The following is a 15,968-nucleotide window of genomic DNA, read 5'->3' on the forward strand; positions in this document are numbered from 1 at the left end:
AAAGCGTTCCGCTATGCTTGATCTTGCCAATTCCAATTTGCTGCTGGAAAACAATATGAATAATTACAAAGACACAAAAGACATAGAGAACCTGAACTGCCCACTCTGCCAAGGAGATGAATATCTCATTTCATCGGATGGCGAGAAATTCACATGCGCTGCTTGCGGATTTCATACAAAAAACTTCTCATCTATCCAATGTCTACATCAAACGCCTTACCTACAGTCTAAACTTAAGCACATCCACAGCTTGAGTCCGGTTTGCCATTAGTAGGTCAAACAGAGCAGCCACACAGCTGCTCTTTTAATTCATCTAAATGATGGATGCGAATTACACGCTCGTCATCAACAAGATTGATAGCTTCACCATTAAATAACTGTATCGTTTTGATACCGGCGTTTAGTCCCGCCTCAACTCCTTTAGGCGTGTCATCAATATAAAGACAGTCACTTGGTAAAAACCCCATGCTCATAGCACTGTACATGATTAAATCGGGCTCAGGCTTCCAACTATTCGCATCGAATGCCGAGAACACTTTCCCTCGGAAAGCATCGAGCAAACCGGTTAACTCCAAAGCGTATTCAATTTTATCTTTAGGTCCATTAGACGCCACACAATATTCGATACTATGCGAATCCAAAAACTGAATTAATCGTTTTGCGCCATCCATCGGCTGTAAGTGACGCACAAAAAGAGACTGGACTTCTTCTCGGTATTGCGGCTCTAAAACATCAATTGGGACTTTGATATCTTTCAACTCTTTAGTATCTAAAAGGATGTCAGCGAGCTTTCCTCCTTTAAAGTGAGAAACGCACTCTTCCATCGTTAACTCAGCCCCATGCTGGTTAAATACATTGACGAGCGCTTGGCAACACAGCCTTTCACTGTCGACCAACGTACCATCACAGTCAAATATCACGCACTTAATATTGGTAATTGCCATAGCCATCTCCAGACGTCTTACAGGCTCAAGCCCAAGCTGATTTTAAGAATGTTTGGATTAATCTTATTTGAGTTTGGGATTGTTGAAACGACGAGCTTGGCATTTCATGGAAATAGAAGGGAGCAATTACAGTTTTTCTAAGCAAGATCACCCAACGTCATCTTGCTTTACTTTTTATGCACATTGATGTGTAAGTTAGTTTTCGATAACCACTGAGTCTAACAGTTTTTGCTCGGTGCTTAGTTTTTTAGCCAGATCAGCCACAAACGAGCTTTTGTATTTTGATTCAGAAACAGCAACATCAGAGATGAGTGTATTTCCTTCGAGATGGCTAACAATAGCAGCACCAATTGGGACTCCAGATTTAAAACCAACATATAATTCAAAATCTGGCGTGAGGATAATCTGTGTCAGATATTCAATGATCATATCTTTATCATACTGCTGTTCCCAGCGCTGAGATTGCAAGATAGAGAACATAATGGTCAGTCGATGAAAATCGACCAGAAAAATATCGTCGGGGTTAAATTCAGAGTCACTTTCCAGTAGTGTGTCTTTGTCGACTACTTGATACGTTGCTTTTTCTAGCGTTTTGAAATAGACATCGCGCCCTTTCAAACTCTCTGGTGTCGGAAATTCAACTTCGACCAGATCATACAGCCATGTATTTTTACGCTCGATACTGGCTAACTGTTGTTCATTCATCTTGATACCTTCGTTTAGAGCAGTACATTAGCATGAAGCCCGCAACAAACCTAGCGCACATAGACCTTTCCGTGGCTAAATTTTGTTTTAGGTGCAAACCTCTGATAGATTTCATCAATATCTTTCCTAGTTAAGGACAAAAATAATGAAAAAGATGCTGTTAAGTGCATTGCTTGCTACTACTCTAGTTGGTTGTTCAGATAACGATGTTGCTGACGTGGGGCTCGGTTGGTTTACTTTGAAAGACATCAAAGTCGGTGAGTTGAAAGACGAGGTGGTAACAGGTGTCACATGTCACATCGCCTCTATCGAAGCGGATTTCAGCTTAGCAGATCCAAGTGATAGCTCAATATCATGTCGTCAGACTGGCGAAATCACACCGGAAATGATTGCAAAAATAGATAAGAGTAAGTCCGGTGAAATTGTATTTAAGAAGTCAAAAAGCATTTTCTTCAAAACAATGAAGGTTCGCCGTATTTATGATGCCGATAACCAAACCTTACTCTACTTGTCTTATACAACAAAAGAGACCGATGGTAGTTTTAAGCATAGCCTTTCGACAGTCCCACTTTGGGGTACCAAGGCTTACGTTGAGCCAACTGAAGTGAAAAAGTAACGCGGGTAAATTTAGTTAGCGCGGAGCAGGCTCTTTCCGGGCGCTGCTGAGCAACAAGTTTAAAAAACAACCCATTGCAATACGACAAGCGTCATAAATTGCAGCTGCTTTGGTTGCTATTTACTCAGCTCGCTGATTTTTTCAGCGAGCAGACTTCTTTGTAATAAATCGCCACGATTTTCATTTTTTTGTGATACAATCCCGCCTCTTTTTTTTTCTCACTCAAGAACAAGCATGAAGTTTCCTGGTCAGCGTAAATCTAAACACTACTTCCCAACTCACGCTCGAGATCCATTAGTAAACCAAATCCGACAGGCACCTAAGCTATATCGCCCAACTATTGTTGGTGTCGGTCAAACCATTGTAGATATCGAAGCACGTGTAGATGACGCGTTTTTAGAGAAATACAACCTGAGTAAAGGACATTCGCTCGTTCTTGAAGAAAGCAAAGCAGATGCACTTTACGAAGAACTAGTTGAGCAAGGCCTGATCACACACCAATACCCAGGTGACACGATTGGCAATACTCTTCACAACTACTCAGTTTTAGCCGATAGCAAATCCGTTTTGCTCGGTGTGATGTCTAAGAACATTCAAGTCGGTTCTTTTGCTTATCGCTACCTTTGCCGTACGTCTTCACGTATGAACCTTAACCATTTACAAACGGTAGATGGCCCTATTGGTCGCTGCTACACCCTAATTTCTCAAGACGGTGAGCGTACATTTGCTATCAACGAAGGTCATATGAATCAACTACTTCCGGAAAGCATTCCTGAAGAGATCTTTGAGAAAGCATCAGCCCTGGTTGTTTCTTCTTACCTAATGCGTGGTAAAGAAGAAGATCCAATGCCTAAAGCGGTACAAAGAGCGATCGACTTTGCTAAGAAGCACGATGTCCCTGTTGTACTTACGTTAGGGACAAAGTACGTTATCGAAGGTAACGCACAGTGGTGGCAAGAATACATTCGCGAAAACATTTCTGTTGTCGCTATGAATGAAGAAGAAGGTGCGGCGCTAACAGGTGAAACAGAGCCGCTAGCTGCTGCTGATAAAGCACTTGAATGGGTTGATCTCGTACTGTGTACGGCAGGACCAAATGGTCTGTACATGGCTGGTTACACCGACGAGAAAGTAAAACGAGAAACCACACACGACATCCTTGAAAGCTCCCTCGAAGCCTTTAACCAGTACGAGTTTAGTCGTGCGATGCGTAAAGAAGACTGTCAAAACCCAATGAAGGTCTACTCTCACATCGGCCCTTACCTTGGTGGACCATTAGAGATTAAGAACACTAATGGTGCAGGTGATGCAGCCCTTTCAGCCTTACTGCATGACATGGCAGCAAACTCTTTCCACCAAAAAGAAGTGCCTAACTCAGAAAAGCACGAAGTACGATGCTTAACCTACTCCTCACTTTCTCAGATTTGTAAATACGCAAACCGAGTAAGCTATGAAGTGTTGACGCAGCACTCTCCTCGCCTATCGCGAGCGCTTCCTGAACGAGAAGATAGCTTAGAAGAGACTTATTGGGATCGTTAAAACGACAGCTTTAAAGCTAAAAATATATCAAGGTCACCATTTGGTGGCCTTTTTGTTTTATCTAGCACTATAACGAGTAGATTTCGTTAGTATGTCGCACAATACGAAGCAGTAAACTCTTTACAAGCCTAACCGAAACAGTACCATCACCAAGCAGACCTTTGCCTCACAATAATACTCGTTATAACTCAGGTAGTTTTTCAACGCTACCTGTGTGCCACTTTGGGGATTCTCCATGCAGTCAGATATCGAAATTTGCCGAAACACACCACTTTCTTCTATTGATGTTATCGCGGAAAAAGTAGGACTATTGCCCGAAGAGTATGACACTCACGGGAAGCACAAAGCCAAAGTCCACCCAAAATGTTTGGAACGACTCAACGCAAATGATGACGGCAAACTTGTACTCGTCACTGCGATCACGCCGACTCCTCTTGGCGAAGGAAAAACCGTTACGACGATAGGCCTGGCGCAAGGTTTAGCAAAGCTTAATCAATCTGTTATTGCATGTATAAGGCAGCCTTCGATGGGACCTGTCTTCGGTATTAAAGGTGGCGCTGCGGGCGGCGGTTATTCTCAAGTAGCTCCAATGGAAGAGTTAAACTTACACCTTACTGGTGACATTCACGCAGTGACAGCGGCGCACAACCTTGCTTCAGCCGCTCTTGACGCTCGCTTGTTCCATGAGCAACGCGAGGGTTATGATGCCTTTGAATCACGCACCGGGTTAAGAGCACTTAAAATCGACACGGCAAGTATTACTTGGAAACGAGTGATGGACCATAATGATCGTGCACTACGTAAAGTCAAAATTGGCCTCAATGATGCAGGAAAAACCATCAATGGTTTCGAGCGTGACGAAGGGTTCGATATTTCAGCCGCTTCTGAGTTAATGGCTATCATTGCACTAGCCAATGATTTAAAAGATTTACGCCAACGTATCGGGAAAATTGTCGTAGCGTACGATTTGAACGGAAACCCGGTCACCACGGAAGATCTACAAGTTGCAGGAGCAATGGCAGTAACACTAAAAGAGGCGATTGCACCAACACTGATGCAAACTCTAGAAGGTGTTCCTACGTTGATCCATGCAGGTCCATTTGCAAACATCGCCCATGGAAATTCATCCATTATCGCGGACGATATTGCGCTAAAACTGTCAGGTTACACGGTAACTGAAGCCGGTTTTGGTTCGGATATGGGATTTGAGAAAGCGTGTAACATTAAAGCTGCTGCCGCCAACAAAGCCCCGGACTGTGTAGTGATCGTAGCAACATTACGCGGTCTCAAAGCGAATTCCGGACACTACGATTTACGACCAGGTATGGCTATTCCAGATTCCATTTTTAATCCGGACCAAGCAGCATTGGAGGCTGGGTTTGAAAATTTAAAATGGCACATAAATAACGTTCATAAATACGGTTTACCTGCTGTCGTTGCCATTAATCAGTTTCCACAAGATTGTGTGAAAGAGCTTAAAGCTCTTGAAGATCTGATTCACCAATTTAATCCCGAAGTTAAAGTAGCCATCAGCACCGCTTTTTCGCAAGGCGGACAAGGCGCAACGGAACTAGCTCAACATGTTATTGATGCGTGTACCACGCCTGTAGAGTTTTGTCCGTTATACAACAAAGAGCAATCATTACTCGAAAAGCTCATGGCAGTATGTGAAGCGGGCTATGGCGCAACCAATATAGAAATGACTCCTATCGCGACTGAACAGCTCAACCATTTTGAAAATCTAGGTTTTAACAACTTAGCGGTTTGCATCGCGAAGACACCATTATCGATAACCACAGACTCCGCAGTCAAAGGCGCACCAACTGGTTTTACCGTCCCAATCCGCGAGCTGCGCTTGTGTGCGGGCGCAGGATTCGTTTATGCATTATCTGGTACCGTGATGACGATGCCAGGCTTACCTGATAAACCCGCATTTATGAACTTAGATCTTGATGATGAAGGAAATATCGTCGGTCTCTCTTAGTGCAGTGATAACGTATCGCTATCAGTGAAGTGAGCATATTCATTGAGTGAGTGGTCTACTTACCTATCCACTCACTCTCAACAACTGTGAAAAGAGTTGTCTCAGGCCTTCTACTCTTGAATCGTTGATACAAAGCTCTCCTGCCTTACATCAACGCGCCTGTTTTAGACCTTTAGAGTTAAGACGCTAACCCTAAGCCTTGTTTGGCCATAGTTATTAAGCTAGAAAACCCTATTTATCTTCTTGTTTTGTCGCCACTTTACATTGTAAATCCATACTTGTTGACTTCTCCTTTCTACAATTTTGCGCCAATTTGATGCACGGGCTATTTAGCGTTTCACTAATATGGTGCAGTTGTCTTACAGTGAAATTTTAACCTCCTTGATTTTTAAGGAGATATTCTATGGCTCGATTCTTGTAGTAGACTTTTCACTAATAAGCACATTAGCACATGCTTTTCAAAACCTCTGCGTTGCATACCACCTCCTTCAGGTTAGCACCGTTTTGATGCATGTCAGAAAAGGGAAAGGGAATACTATGGAAGACGCACTCGCCGTAATTTTAGCAGGAGGGATGGGGTCTAGACTCAGCCCACTCACCGATGACAGAACCAAGCCAGCCGTACCTTTTGGCGGAAAATATAGAATTATAGATTTCACACTAACCAATTGTTTACATTCGGGTTTACGCAAGATCCTTGTTTTAACCCAATATAAATCTCATTCACTTCAAAAACACTTACGAGACGGCTGGTCGATATTCAATCCAGAGCTAGGCGAGTACATTACTGCTGTTCCACCACAAATGCGCAAAGGTGGTGCATGGTATGAAGGAACCGCCGATGCGATTTATCACAACATGTGGTTGCTATCGCGAAATGATGCAAAGTATGTGGTTGTGTTATCCGGCGATCATATCTATCGAATGGACTACGCTGCAATGCTTGAAGAGCATAAAGAGAAAGGTGCTAAGCTCACCGTTGCCTGTATGGATGTTCCCGTAGAGGATGCTTCAGCATTCGGTGTAATGGGCACCGCAGCAAACGGGCTCGTTACTTCGTTTATAGAGAAACCTGAAACCCCACCTACTCTTCCTGGAAGCGCGACCAGAAGCCTTGTTTCTATGGGAATATATATCTTTGATATGGATGTTTTGAAAGAAGCGCTTGAAGAAGACTCAAAACTCGATTCATCAAGCCATGACTTCGGAAAAGACATCATACCTAAGCTGATTGATACCGAATCCGTTTACGCTTATCAATTCTGTGGCAGTAAAGGGCGCGTCGATAAAGATTGCTATTGGCGCGACGTGGGTACCATTGATTCCTTCTATGAAGCGAATATGGATCTACTAGAACCTGTGCCACCAATGAACCTTTATCAGTCCAATTGGGCGATTCGTACTTACGAGCCGCAGTTTCCACCAGCTCGTACTGTATCGTCGGCCACGGGTAATGAAGGCATTTTTATTAACTCCATCATTGCTACCGGTGTCATCAATTCCGGAGGCTCGGTACAGCACTCCATTATTTCCTCTAATGTACGCATTCAAGATAGTGCAACGATAGTCGATTCCATCATTTTTGATGACGTAGAAGTCGGTGAAGGAAGTCAGTTGGTCAACTGCATAGTTGATAAACATGTTCGTATTCCGCCACATACTCAAATTGGCATCAACAAACTTGAAGATGCGAAGCGATTTAAAATCTCAGACAAAGGTATTGTCGTCATACCCGAAAGTTACCAATTCGATTAAACGACAAACTATCACAACAAAAAAGCGCACGATAATCATCGTGCGCTTTTGTTTAAGTGCCTGTAAACATTAGGCTATAACAAATAATCCATAATAATTAGATGTTACATACCGTTGACCAGCTACCATCTGTACCCGGTTCAGCCGCTGTCCACCAGTTCGCTTGGTAAACCACACCGTTGTGGATGATCTTATCACCTTGGTTAGCGTGGCTTGGATTACCTGCCCAATCCGTTTGTGGCAGAGCTGGGTATGTCACTAAACCTGTCGTATCACACGTACCTGGTTCAGTGGTACCACCACCCGTGCCCGCATTGAGATCACCAATTGGTAGAGCTGGCTGTTCAAACTTAAACGCAAACTCTTTACCACCAGAAATCACTGAGTAGTTAGCAGGACCAGAGATTGGTAGGTAGTAAACCATATCAAGCTCGTAAGTGCCGCCCGCCGGCAAGTCTTTCCATGCTGGTAGAGAGAACGACACACGGTGCATTACGCCATCTAAGCCACCAATGTTGTTTGCTCGAGTATGTCCAGAAGCAATTACTTTCAAACCACCACCTGATTGGTCTTTCGCGTTGTCCGGCGCAGATACTGGGATATCGAATTGGAATTCAGTACCGCCAGGGATCGCTTGACCAGTGTTGTTCGTAAACGTGATTTTCGGGTTAATTGGGTAGTTTTGGTCGCCAACTTTGAAGCCGCCAACACTAACAGTAATGTCTACTGCTTCAGTTGGTGTTGGACCAGTCGCTACTTTGTTACCGTAAGGCGTCGCAGACTTAAACTTGTCGTAGATAGCTTTGGTCATAGTGTTACCCATGTGGTATTCACCATTACCCGCCGCACAAGCTTGTTCAGTTGCATCTACTGCCGTACGATTACCATTTGCATCCAGTACGTAACAGTTGTAGTCACCTGCTAGTTCCCAGAACATGATACCGCCGATCTCTTTATCGATAACGTAATCGGCTTTCACCTCGATAGAAGCTTTATCTTCCGTAGATAGGAATACGCTCTTCTCTGCGTTCCACAACCAAGGTGCCACAGCAACGCTATCGTAATGACGAGTATAAGTACCAACAAACTTATCTGAAGGATCGTTGACTGGGTCGAGACCGTAAGCAGCTGCGTAAGAGCCCCAAATACCGTTTTCTAGGTTCTTAGCATGCCACATTGGGTTAGAACCAGCGCCCATTTCGTTTCCTTTAGGGTCGGTATCATGCCACATGTTGTCGATACCAATAGCGCCGTGACCACAGTTGTTCTTCTCACCTTCACCTGTGCCCGGTTGGCACTCTGCTTGGTTTGGTAGTGCCGCTCGGCCCCAAAGGCCATTTTCGCCACCAGTAACACCTTGCCAACCACGGGTGTAGTAAGGAACACCAATGTTGATACGACCTGCTGGCATAGAACCACGGAAGTAATGGTAAGCCCAGTCTGTGTTCAAGTAACCGATACCACCGTATGCAGCAGTACCGTATACGTTCCACTGCGCTAGCTCCGAGTCTTTACCTGTATCGAATAAAGCCGCGTTATGACCAACGTGATCATTCCAAGCCCCATGCAAGTCGTAAGACATGATGTTTACGTAGTCTAGGTACTTAGTTACATCGAAGGTTTCCATCCCACGTAGCAAGTAACCTGAAGATGGTGCTGCGATAGTCAGCATATAATGAATACCATCTTGTGCGGATGCCGCATCAAGTTTCTCACGCAATACTTTCATCAGCTCTTGGTAAGACGCCCATAAATACTGACGACGTGGTTCCATGAAGTCTTTGTCGTAAGGGTTACCAGCACCAGCCATTGACGTCGGGTATTCATAGTCGATATCCAGGCCATCGAACTTGTACTGACGCATCATTTCAACGGCTGAAGTTGCGAACTTCTCAATACCAGCATGATTAATAGAACCGTCCGCATTCGTCGTCATGGTGTAAAAGCCACCATCAGCTACACGATCGCCGTTCGTATCGAAGTGACCGCCCGTTTCAGCCCAACCACCAATCGAGATTAGCGTTTTAACATCATGTTTTTGCTTGTAAGTTGCTAGTGCACCAAAATGACCTTTAAAACCAAGGGCAGGATCTACCTCAACGCCTGGCCAAGTTTTACCTGTAGCAGGGTTGTTAGGATCATTAACGTCGCCAACGTTTACTTTGCCCTCAGAACCAATGCTCACAAACGCGTAGTTAATGTGAGTAAGTTGTTCCCAAGGAATGTCTTTAACAAGGTAAGTCGCTTGTGGGTCGTCACCTGATCGCCAACTGGTGAAGTAGCCGATTACACGACGTGGGTGATCAGCCCCCATTTTCTCACGGCCTTCTTCGTCATAAATAGAACAGTAAGGAACATCTACACCCGTTGTTTGATAAAGACCATCAGGACGACAATTAGATGTCACTGCGCCGCCGTTTACCGTTAACGTTGCAAGTGCAGAATCTGCTGTTGCTCCAGCATCATCGGTTGCTCTCGCATAAACACTTAATGAGCCAACTTGTGAAGGGGTTACATCCAGCGTGTATGGCGCTGTTGTAGCAGTGCCAGCAAGCACACCTGCAACATAAAAATCAACTTTAGCAACGGTACCATCCGCATCCGTAGCATTTGCAGTCAGTGTGACGGAACCACCCAGGTCAATAGAGTTCGCAGAAAGCACGACATCCACTGTCGGCGCTTCGTTACCAGGTTGCGCTGATGCCACAGTTAACGTCACAACACTTGCCGTACTAACGGCACCTGCATCGTCATAGGCCTTGGTAGAGAACTCGTGCTGTCCTTCAGTTGCTGTCCACGATGCAGCATACGGCGCAGACGTTGCCTGACCAACTAATACACCATCAACAAAGAACTCTACTTTGCTAACAGTCCCATCAGTATCTGCTGCATCTGCAGCTAGGTTAACAACATCCCCCGCAGTCACAGAAGCCGACGCAGAAGGCGATGTCAGAGTAACAGTCGGGACTTCATTCTGAGGTGGATCAACCGGTCCAGTGCCATCACAAGCGCCAAGTGTTTCCCACTCGCCCCACTCACCAGATTGCGCTGGATTGTTGTTTTGCGTCCAGTAACGCGCTTTATAAGCATTACCTTCATGCTGAACTTGGTCGCCACCGTTATAAACTTTTGATGATTGCCAAGTTTCTAGAGGGGCACAGTCAACTGCTGCGTAGCTATTGAAGGCCATAAGACAAGAAGCGGTGAGTGTGCTTAGTGTGAACACGTTTTTCACTGCGTTGCCGTTGTTAAGGTGCATAATCGCTCTTCCTTAAGTTATTGTTAAAACAATACTAAATGCGCTAAACGAAACGCATCTATACTTTTATTTCGACGTAAAATAACTTAAGTACAAGTTGGTGATTTCACACTATCTATTTACGAGTTTTCCACACCGCCTCGCAACAATCCACTAAATGATTGCAACAACGTACCTATTATTTGGCACCAGTAACTAATTTTATAACTCAAATAAATATGTCACTCGCAAATTAATAAAAAAGGTAAAAAAAGTCGCCATTTTGAAATAAAGATCACTAAGCCTTTGTTGACCTTGGCGTTTCATTAAAATGCCGCTTGTACTCGCGACTAAACTGTGATGGGCTCGTGTACCCGACCATTCTCGCTGCATCATTAACACGTCTCCCCTCTAACTGGATCAATTCGCGCGCTTTGTTAAGTCGAACTTTCTTAATATATTGCAACGGAGATTCAAGCGTGACATTGCGAAATGCTTGATGGAAAGCAGACACACTCATGTTGGCTTCTTCAGCCAATGCTTGTACGTTCAACTGTTCATGATACGCTTGATGCACGCGATTTAGTGCTTTAGCGACCCTCGCGTAAGAACCTTCTTGATGTGCTAGGTCAAATAAGACATACCCCTCTTTGCTCACCAAAGTACGATACACAATTTCCTCAAGAAGCAGCTCGCCAAGCATGATGACATCAAGCTCGTTACACATTGCTTTCATTAACCGCTTGCACGCATCCAACATACCTTCATTCATACGTACCGACTTAAGGCCGCAACGGGTTGCATCCAGACACTTATTACTGAATTTCTCAGCCTCTAATTTTTTAACGAGTTTATGAAGAAGCGTTGGCGAAATATCTATCGAAATGCCAAGTAAAGGCTCATTGTTTGTCGCAAACGCTTCGCACTCTAGTGGCATGGGAACCCCGACAACAAGGTAATCATCGGGCCCATATTGCACTGGTGTATCACCAATATGAATGTTCTTATGCCCTTGACCCAATACGATGATGCCGGACTGATAGACAAACGGCTGGCGATGATTCCCTTTGCTACTGCGATAAAACCATACGCCATCTATCGCTGTTTTCTTCATACCTTCTAGGTCATGCAGCCCCTGCTTTTCAACATATTGCTGCATGATATCTGCGAGAGTGTGCATTAGAGCGCTCCATCAATGACCAACGAGTTTGGTCTCTATTATCGTTTCGAGCACTATACTTCCTCTCGACTTTAACTTTCTAGCTCAAGAGCATTAATTTTGTAGAAATAGGCAAATTATTTGCAGAAATCGACCTGTTAACGATCGTTAATCAGGACTAATATGCATGTATTCAATCTCCTTCACTGGAAGCAAGAGGGCTAATAATGAACTTTTCTTATGTAAACCCAACCAAGATTTTCTTTGGTCAAAAACAAATCGCTGCAATCAAAGAAGCTATCCCATCCGACCAAAAAGTTTTAGTGGTATACGGTGGTGGCTCCATCAAAAAAAATGGCGTGTACGACCAAGTAGCAGAAGCTCTTGAGGCACATGAATGGCTAGAGTTTTCAGGTGTTGAACCAAACCCAACCAAAGAAACACTCGATAAAGCAGTCGCAATGGTAAAAGAGCATGGCGTTGACTTTATTTTAGCGGTAGGTGGTGGTTCAGTCATCGATGGCTCCAAATACGTAGCAGCGGCATCAAAGTATGATGGTGATGGTTGGGATATCATGATTGGTAAGCACCAAGTCACTGAAGCGACGCCTCTAGCTGCAATTTTGACATTGCCAGCAACAGGCTCAGAGTCAAACATGGGCGCAGTTATCACTAAAAAAGAAACTCAAGACAAACTTCCGTTCATGTCTCCAGCAGTGCAGCCAAAATTTGCCGTGTTAGACCCAGATGTAATGAAAACACTGCCAGAACGCCAGCTTATCAACGGCATTGTTGACGCATGGGTGCACGTATGTGAGCAATACTTGACGCTTCCTACCGGTGCAATGGTTCAAGATGGTTACGCAGAAACACTGCTGAAAACTTTAAAAACACTCGGAGAACAGTTTGCGGAACGAGACGACGATATGTGGCGCGCAAACTTAATGTGGTCTGCTAACCAAGCATTGAATGGGTTAATTGGTAGTGGCGTTCCACAAGACTGGGCGACACATATGATCGGCCATGAATTAACGGCTCTATGGGGCGTTGATCATGCGCGTTCTCTTGCAATTGTCCAACCGTCGTTACTTCGTAACCAAATGCAGTTTAAGCGCCCTAAGTTAGAACAAATGGGTCGCAACGTATTTGGTCTTGAAGCAGGTGAGGATTTAGCAGAGCGCACAATCGAATCTATCGAAGCGTTTTATCATCAACTTGATGTCGCAACTAAGCTCGAAAACTATGGTGAGAGCCGTGAACAAGCTATCGATGCCATCATTGATCAACTAAACAAACACGGCATGACTGTTTTAGGTGAAAACCAGGCGATCACACTTGAACGTAGCCGAGAAATCTTAGAGTTAGCTGTCTCATAACTGCAACAATTCTTCACTGCCCTTCCTAGGGTTTAACGGTATTGTGACTTAACAGTCACAATACCGTTTTTTTATGCTATTTTGTAAGCCACATCACGTTCAAAACGAGGAGGCTTCTAAAAACAACGATTCCCTCCAGACAAAAAATCGGCCGTGTTGGTTAGTAAAGAGACAACTGTCCAGCTTTACACAAATAAAAATAATTGAGATCAAAGAACGAGTTAACTCGTTAATTAAGTTTTGATTTGTTGTAGTGATGTACTACATAATTTTGTCTGTTCGAGAAAACACTTTATGTGGCTAGTTGTTGTCGTATTAGCATTCATACATATCATCAGTATCCGTAAAGGCTCTAAATGGCTCTTTTACGTTTCTAAACCATTACCAGTGCTCTGTATGCTTGGTATTTTAATTCAGTCCCCGGCTTACCCAATGCCATATGCGCATTGGATTTTGATTGGCTTATCGCTCTCGTTGCTTGGTGACGTGTTATTAATGCTCCCTAGAGACAAGTTCATTACAGGATTAGTGCTCTTTTGCTCTGCCCATCTCTCCTATAGTTATGGTTTTGCCATCATGTCAGCGTGGCATTTTACACCTTGGCTCCCAATTGCCTTGTTCGGACTCGGTATATGCGTCTACTGGTTGTTCCGACCGGATCTCGGTAAAGAAAAACGGCCAGTTGCTAGTTATATATTGGTACTGATGACTATGTGCTGGGCTTCGATCGAGTATTATTTGAGTGGGAAAACACAATCCTCCTCCTTTGCAGTGCTCGGAAGCTTTATCTTTATTATCTCTGGCATCGTATTGGCTTTCGAACGCTTTGGAGGACGGTCAATATTTTCACGACAAGTTGTCATGGTGACCTACTATTCTGCACAGACATTAATGGTTATGTCTGTTGTTGCGATTGTTGTTCGTTATCCGTATCTCGTTGAACTGAGTTAGTCATACTCTAGACTGCACCAACATTAAAGAAACATGGATGTATCTTGTAAGCGATCTGAATAGAGTCTTAAAATCATCGCCTAAACATTAGCTTATTCTTAATGAAATTACGCGCACAACTTGCTATTGTAAAAGGATATTTTTCCGTTATAGCGTGCCCCTTTGAAAGAGAATACTCCCGTCGTTGAGTTTAGCGACGTAAATAAGTGGTATGGCGATTACCACGCTCTAAAAGACATCAACTTCTCCGTGCATTCTGGCGAGATCGTCGTGGTGTGTGGCCCTTCAGGTTCCGGAAAATCAACGCTCATTCGTTGCATCAACCATCTTGAATCGATTCAAGAAGGCCAGCTTCATGTGTTCGACCAGCCTTCTCACGCAAAATCTCTCAAGCCCGGTAAAATCGGCATGGTGTTCCAACACTTTCACCTTTTTCCTCACTTGACTGTACTGGAAAACCTCACCTTAGCGCCGATTCGCACACTCAAATTATCAAAACAAGAAGCTGAAAAACGCGCAAAACATTACCTAAAGCGAGTCAATATTGAAGAGCAAGCGAGTAAGTATCCTATCCAGCTTTCTGGCGGTCAGCAGCAACGCGTCGCGATTGCCCGCTCCTTGTGTATGGAACCGGATTTACTCCTGTTTGACGAGCCAACTTCAGCACTTGATCCGGAAATGATCAACGAAGTGTTGGATGTCATGGTTGAGCTGGCTCAAAGCGGAATGACGATGATTTGCGTCACGCATGAAATGGGATTTGCCAAAAAAGTAGCGAACCGCGTGGTATTTATGGATGAAGGCCAAATCGTGGAAATGAACTCTCCAGTCGCCTTATTTGAGACACCACAGCATCCACGAACCCAAGCATTTTTGAACCAAATTTTAAGTTACTGATGATAGTTCGCGTAATCAAACCTGTCCTTCAAGCTATACTGCAAATGACGCTCCTCTTCATCGCGATTGTGTGGGTGTTGGACTCTGGTGCCGACGCTATGGGCTATCAATGGCAATGGGAGCGCGTACCTGATTACATCGCTTTTTATGAAGATGGCGAATGGTGGCCGGCAGAACTTATTGATGGGCTATTGGTAACGCTTAACATCTCGGCTATTAGTCTATTTTTTACCTTAGTATTAGGGTTGGTTACCGCGTTACTAAGGCTTAGCGATTCGAAAGTCGGCAATGTTATTGGTACCACTTATGTCGAAGTAATACGTAACACGCCGTTGTTGGTGCAAATCTATTTACTCTACTTCGTGTTTGGCCCGGTGATTGGTTTGGACCGATTCAGCACCGCCGTTTTGGCATTGTCCCTTTTCCAAGGTGCCTACACCGCGGAAATATTCCGTGCAGGTTTAAACAGTATTCCTAAAGGGCAATTCGAAGCAGCACAAACTCTCGGGCTATCACCGTTTTACACCTACAAAGACGTAATTTTTCCTCAGGTTTTACAGCGCACATTACCGCCATTAACCAATGAAGTGGTTTCTTTGATCAAAAACTCTTCCATTGTAAGCGTGATGGCGATTTTTGATCTAACAACACAGGCACGCAACATCGTCTCAGAGACGGCGATGCCGTTCGAAATTTGGTTTACCGTGGCAGCAATTTATCTTGCTCTCACTCTGTCACTTTCTGGCTTGTCTGCAAGGCTAGAACACAAACTCGGAGCCAGTTGGCGCAAATTATAAGGAGATA

The 15,968-nt window shown here is 44.2% G+C and carries 12 protein-coding genes; 8 read left to right on the forward strand and 4 right to left on the reverse strand.

Annotated features, from left to right (window positions below; genetic code table 11):
• Positions 1 to 275 precede the first annotated feature (275 nt).
• Positions 276 to 944 (reverse strand): HAD-IA family hydrolase, encoded by a 669-nt coding sequence (locus R7P74_RS06140; RefSeq protein WP_213970401.1) that lies wholly within the window; start codon positions 942 to 944, stop codon positions 276 to 278.
• 195 nt (positions 945 to 1,139) lie between these two features.
• On the reverse strand, positions 1,140 to 1,649 hold the full coding sequence (locus tag R7P74_RS06145; protein WP_151515604.1) for a flavodoxin: 510 nt from the start codon (positions 1,647 to 1,649) through the stop codon (positions 1,140 to 1,142).
• A gap of 145 nt (positions 1,650 to 1,794) precedes the next feature.
• Between R7P74_RS06145 and R7P74_RS06150 the strand changes: the two genes are divergently transcribed.
• From R7P74_RS06150 to glgC, 4 genes are all read left to right on the forward strand, one after another.
• Positions 1,795 to 2,265: a CreA family protein gene (locus R7P74_RS06150; protein WP_005397614.1), complete on the forward strand. Its 471-nt coding sequence runs from the start codon at positions 1,795 to 1,797 to the stop codon at positions 2,263 to 2,265.
• A gap of 234 nt (positions 2,266 to 2,499) precedes the next feature.
• The gene (locus R7P74_RS06155; RefSeq protein WP_005376376.1) at positions 2,500 to 3,804 is read left to right on the forward strand and encodes an inosine/guanosine kinase; all 1,305 of its coding nucleotides are present in this window, start codon (positions 2,500 to 2,502) and stop codon (positions 3,802 to 3,804) included.
• Between the two features lie 235 nt (positions 3,805 to 4,039).
• Positions 4,040 to 5,788 (forward strand): formate--tetrahydrofolate ligase, encoded by a 1,749-nt coding sequence (locus R7P74_RS06160; RefSeq protein WP_318122752.1) that lies wholly within the window; start codon positions 4,040 to 4,042, stop codon positions 5,786 to 5,788.
• A gap of 537 nt (positions 5,789 to 6,325) precedes the next feature.
• Positions 6,326 to 7,543: a glucose-1-phosphate adenylyltransferase gene (gene glgC / locus R7P74_RS06165; RefSeq protein WP_262634066.1), complete on the forward strand. Its 1,218-nt coding sequence runs from the start codon at positions 6,326 to 6,328 to the stop codon at positions 7,541 to 7,543.
• Positions 7,544 to 7,640: 97 nt separating this feature from the next.
• Here the strand turns inward: glgC and R7P74_RS06170 are convergent, their stop codons facing one another.
• On the reverse strand, positions 7,641 to 10,802 hold the full coding sequence (locus R7P74_RS06170) for a chitinase C-terminal domain-containing protein (RefSeq protein WP_262634065.1): 3,162 nt from the start codon (positions 10,800 to 10,802) through the stop codon (positions 7,641 to 7,643).
• A 277-nt stretch (positions 10,803 to 11,079) separates the two neighbouring features.
• Positions 11,080 to 11,961, reverse strand: coding sequence for an AraC family transcriptional regulator (locus tag R7P74_RS06175; RefSeq protein ID WP_064354760.1), 882 nt, complete (start codon positions 11,959 to 11,961; stop codon positions 11,080 to 11,082).
• A gap of 206 nt (positions 11,962 to 12,167) precedes the next feature.
• Here R7P74_RS06175 and R7P74_RS06180 point away from each other — a divergent pair, with 206 nt between their 5' ends.
• The 4 genes from R7P74_RS06180 to R7P74_RS06195 all read left to right on the forward strand — a co-directional run bounded on the left by R7P74_RS06180 (position 12,168) and on the right by R7P74_RS06195 (position 15,961).
• Positions 12,168 to 13,316, forward strand: a complete 1,149-nt coding sequence (locus tag R7P74_RS06180; RefSeq protein WP_047103556.1) for an iron-containing alcohol dehydrogenase — start codon at positions 12,168 to 12,170, stop codon at positions 13,314 to 13,316.
• A 294-nt stretch (positions 13,317 to 13,610) separates the two neighbouring features.
• Positions 13,611 to 14,267 carry a lysoplasmalogenase gene (locus R7P74_RS06185; protein WP_005376394.1) on the forward strand — a complete coding sequence of 219 codons (657 nt, stop codon included), beginning with the start codon at positions 13,611 to 13,613 and terminating at the stop codon, positions 14,265 to 14,267.
• Between the two features lie 162 nt (positions 14,268 to 14,429).
• On the forward strand, positions 14,430 to 15,164 hold the full coding sequence (locus R7P74_RS06190; RefSeq protein WP_053307675.1) for an amino acid ABC transporter ATP-binding protein: 735 nt from the start codon (positions 14,430 to 14,432) through the stop codon (positions 15,162 to 15,164).
• On the forward strand, positions 15,164 to 15,961 hold the full coding sequence (locus R7P74_RS06195) for an amino acid ABC transporter permease (protein WP_115386637.1): 798 nt from the start codon (positions 15,164 to 15,166) through the stop codon (positions 15,959 to 15,961). The genes R7P74_RS06190 and R7P74_RS06195 overlap by 1 nt, the downstream gene beginning before the upstream one ends.
• Positions 15,962 to 15,968 lie beyond the last annotated feature (7 nt).

It is taken from the genome of Vibrio sp. 2033, from assembly GCF_033339735.1.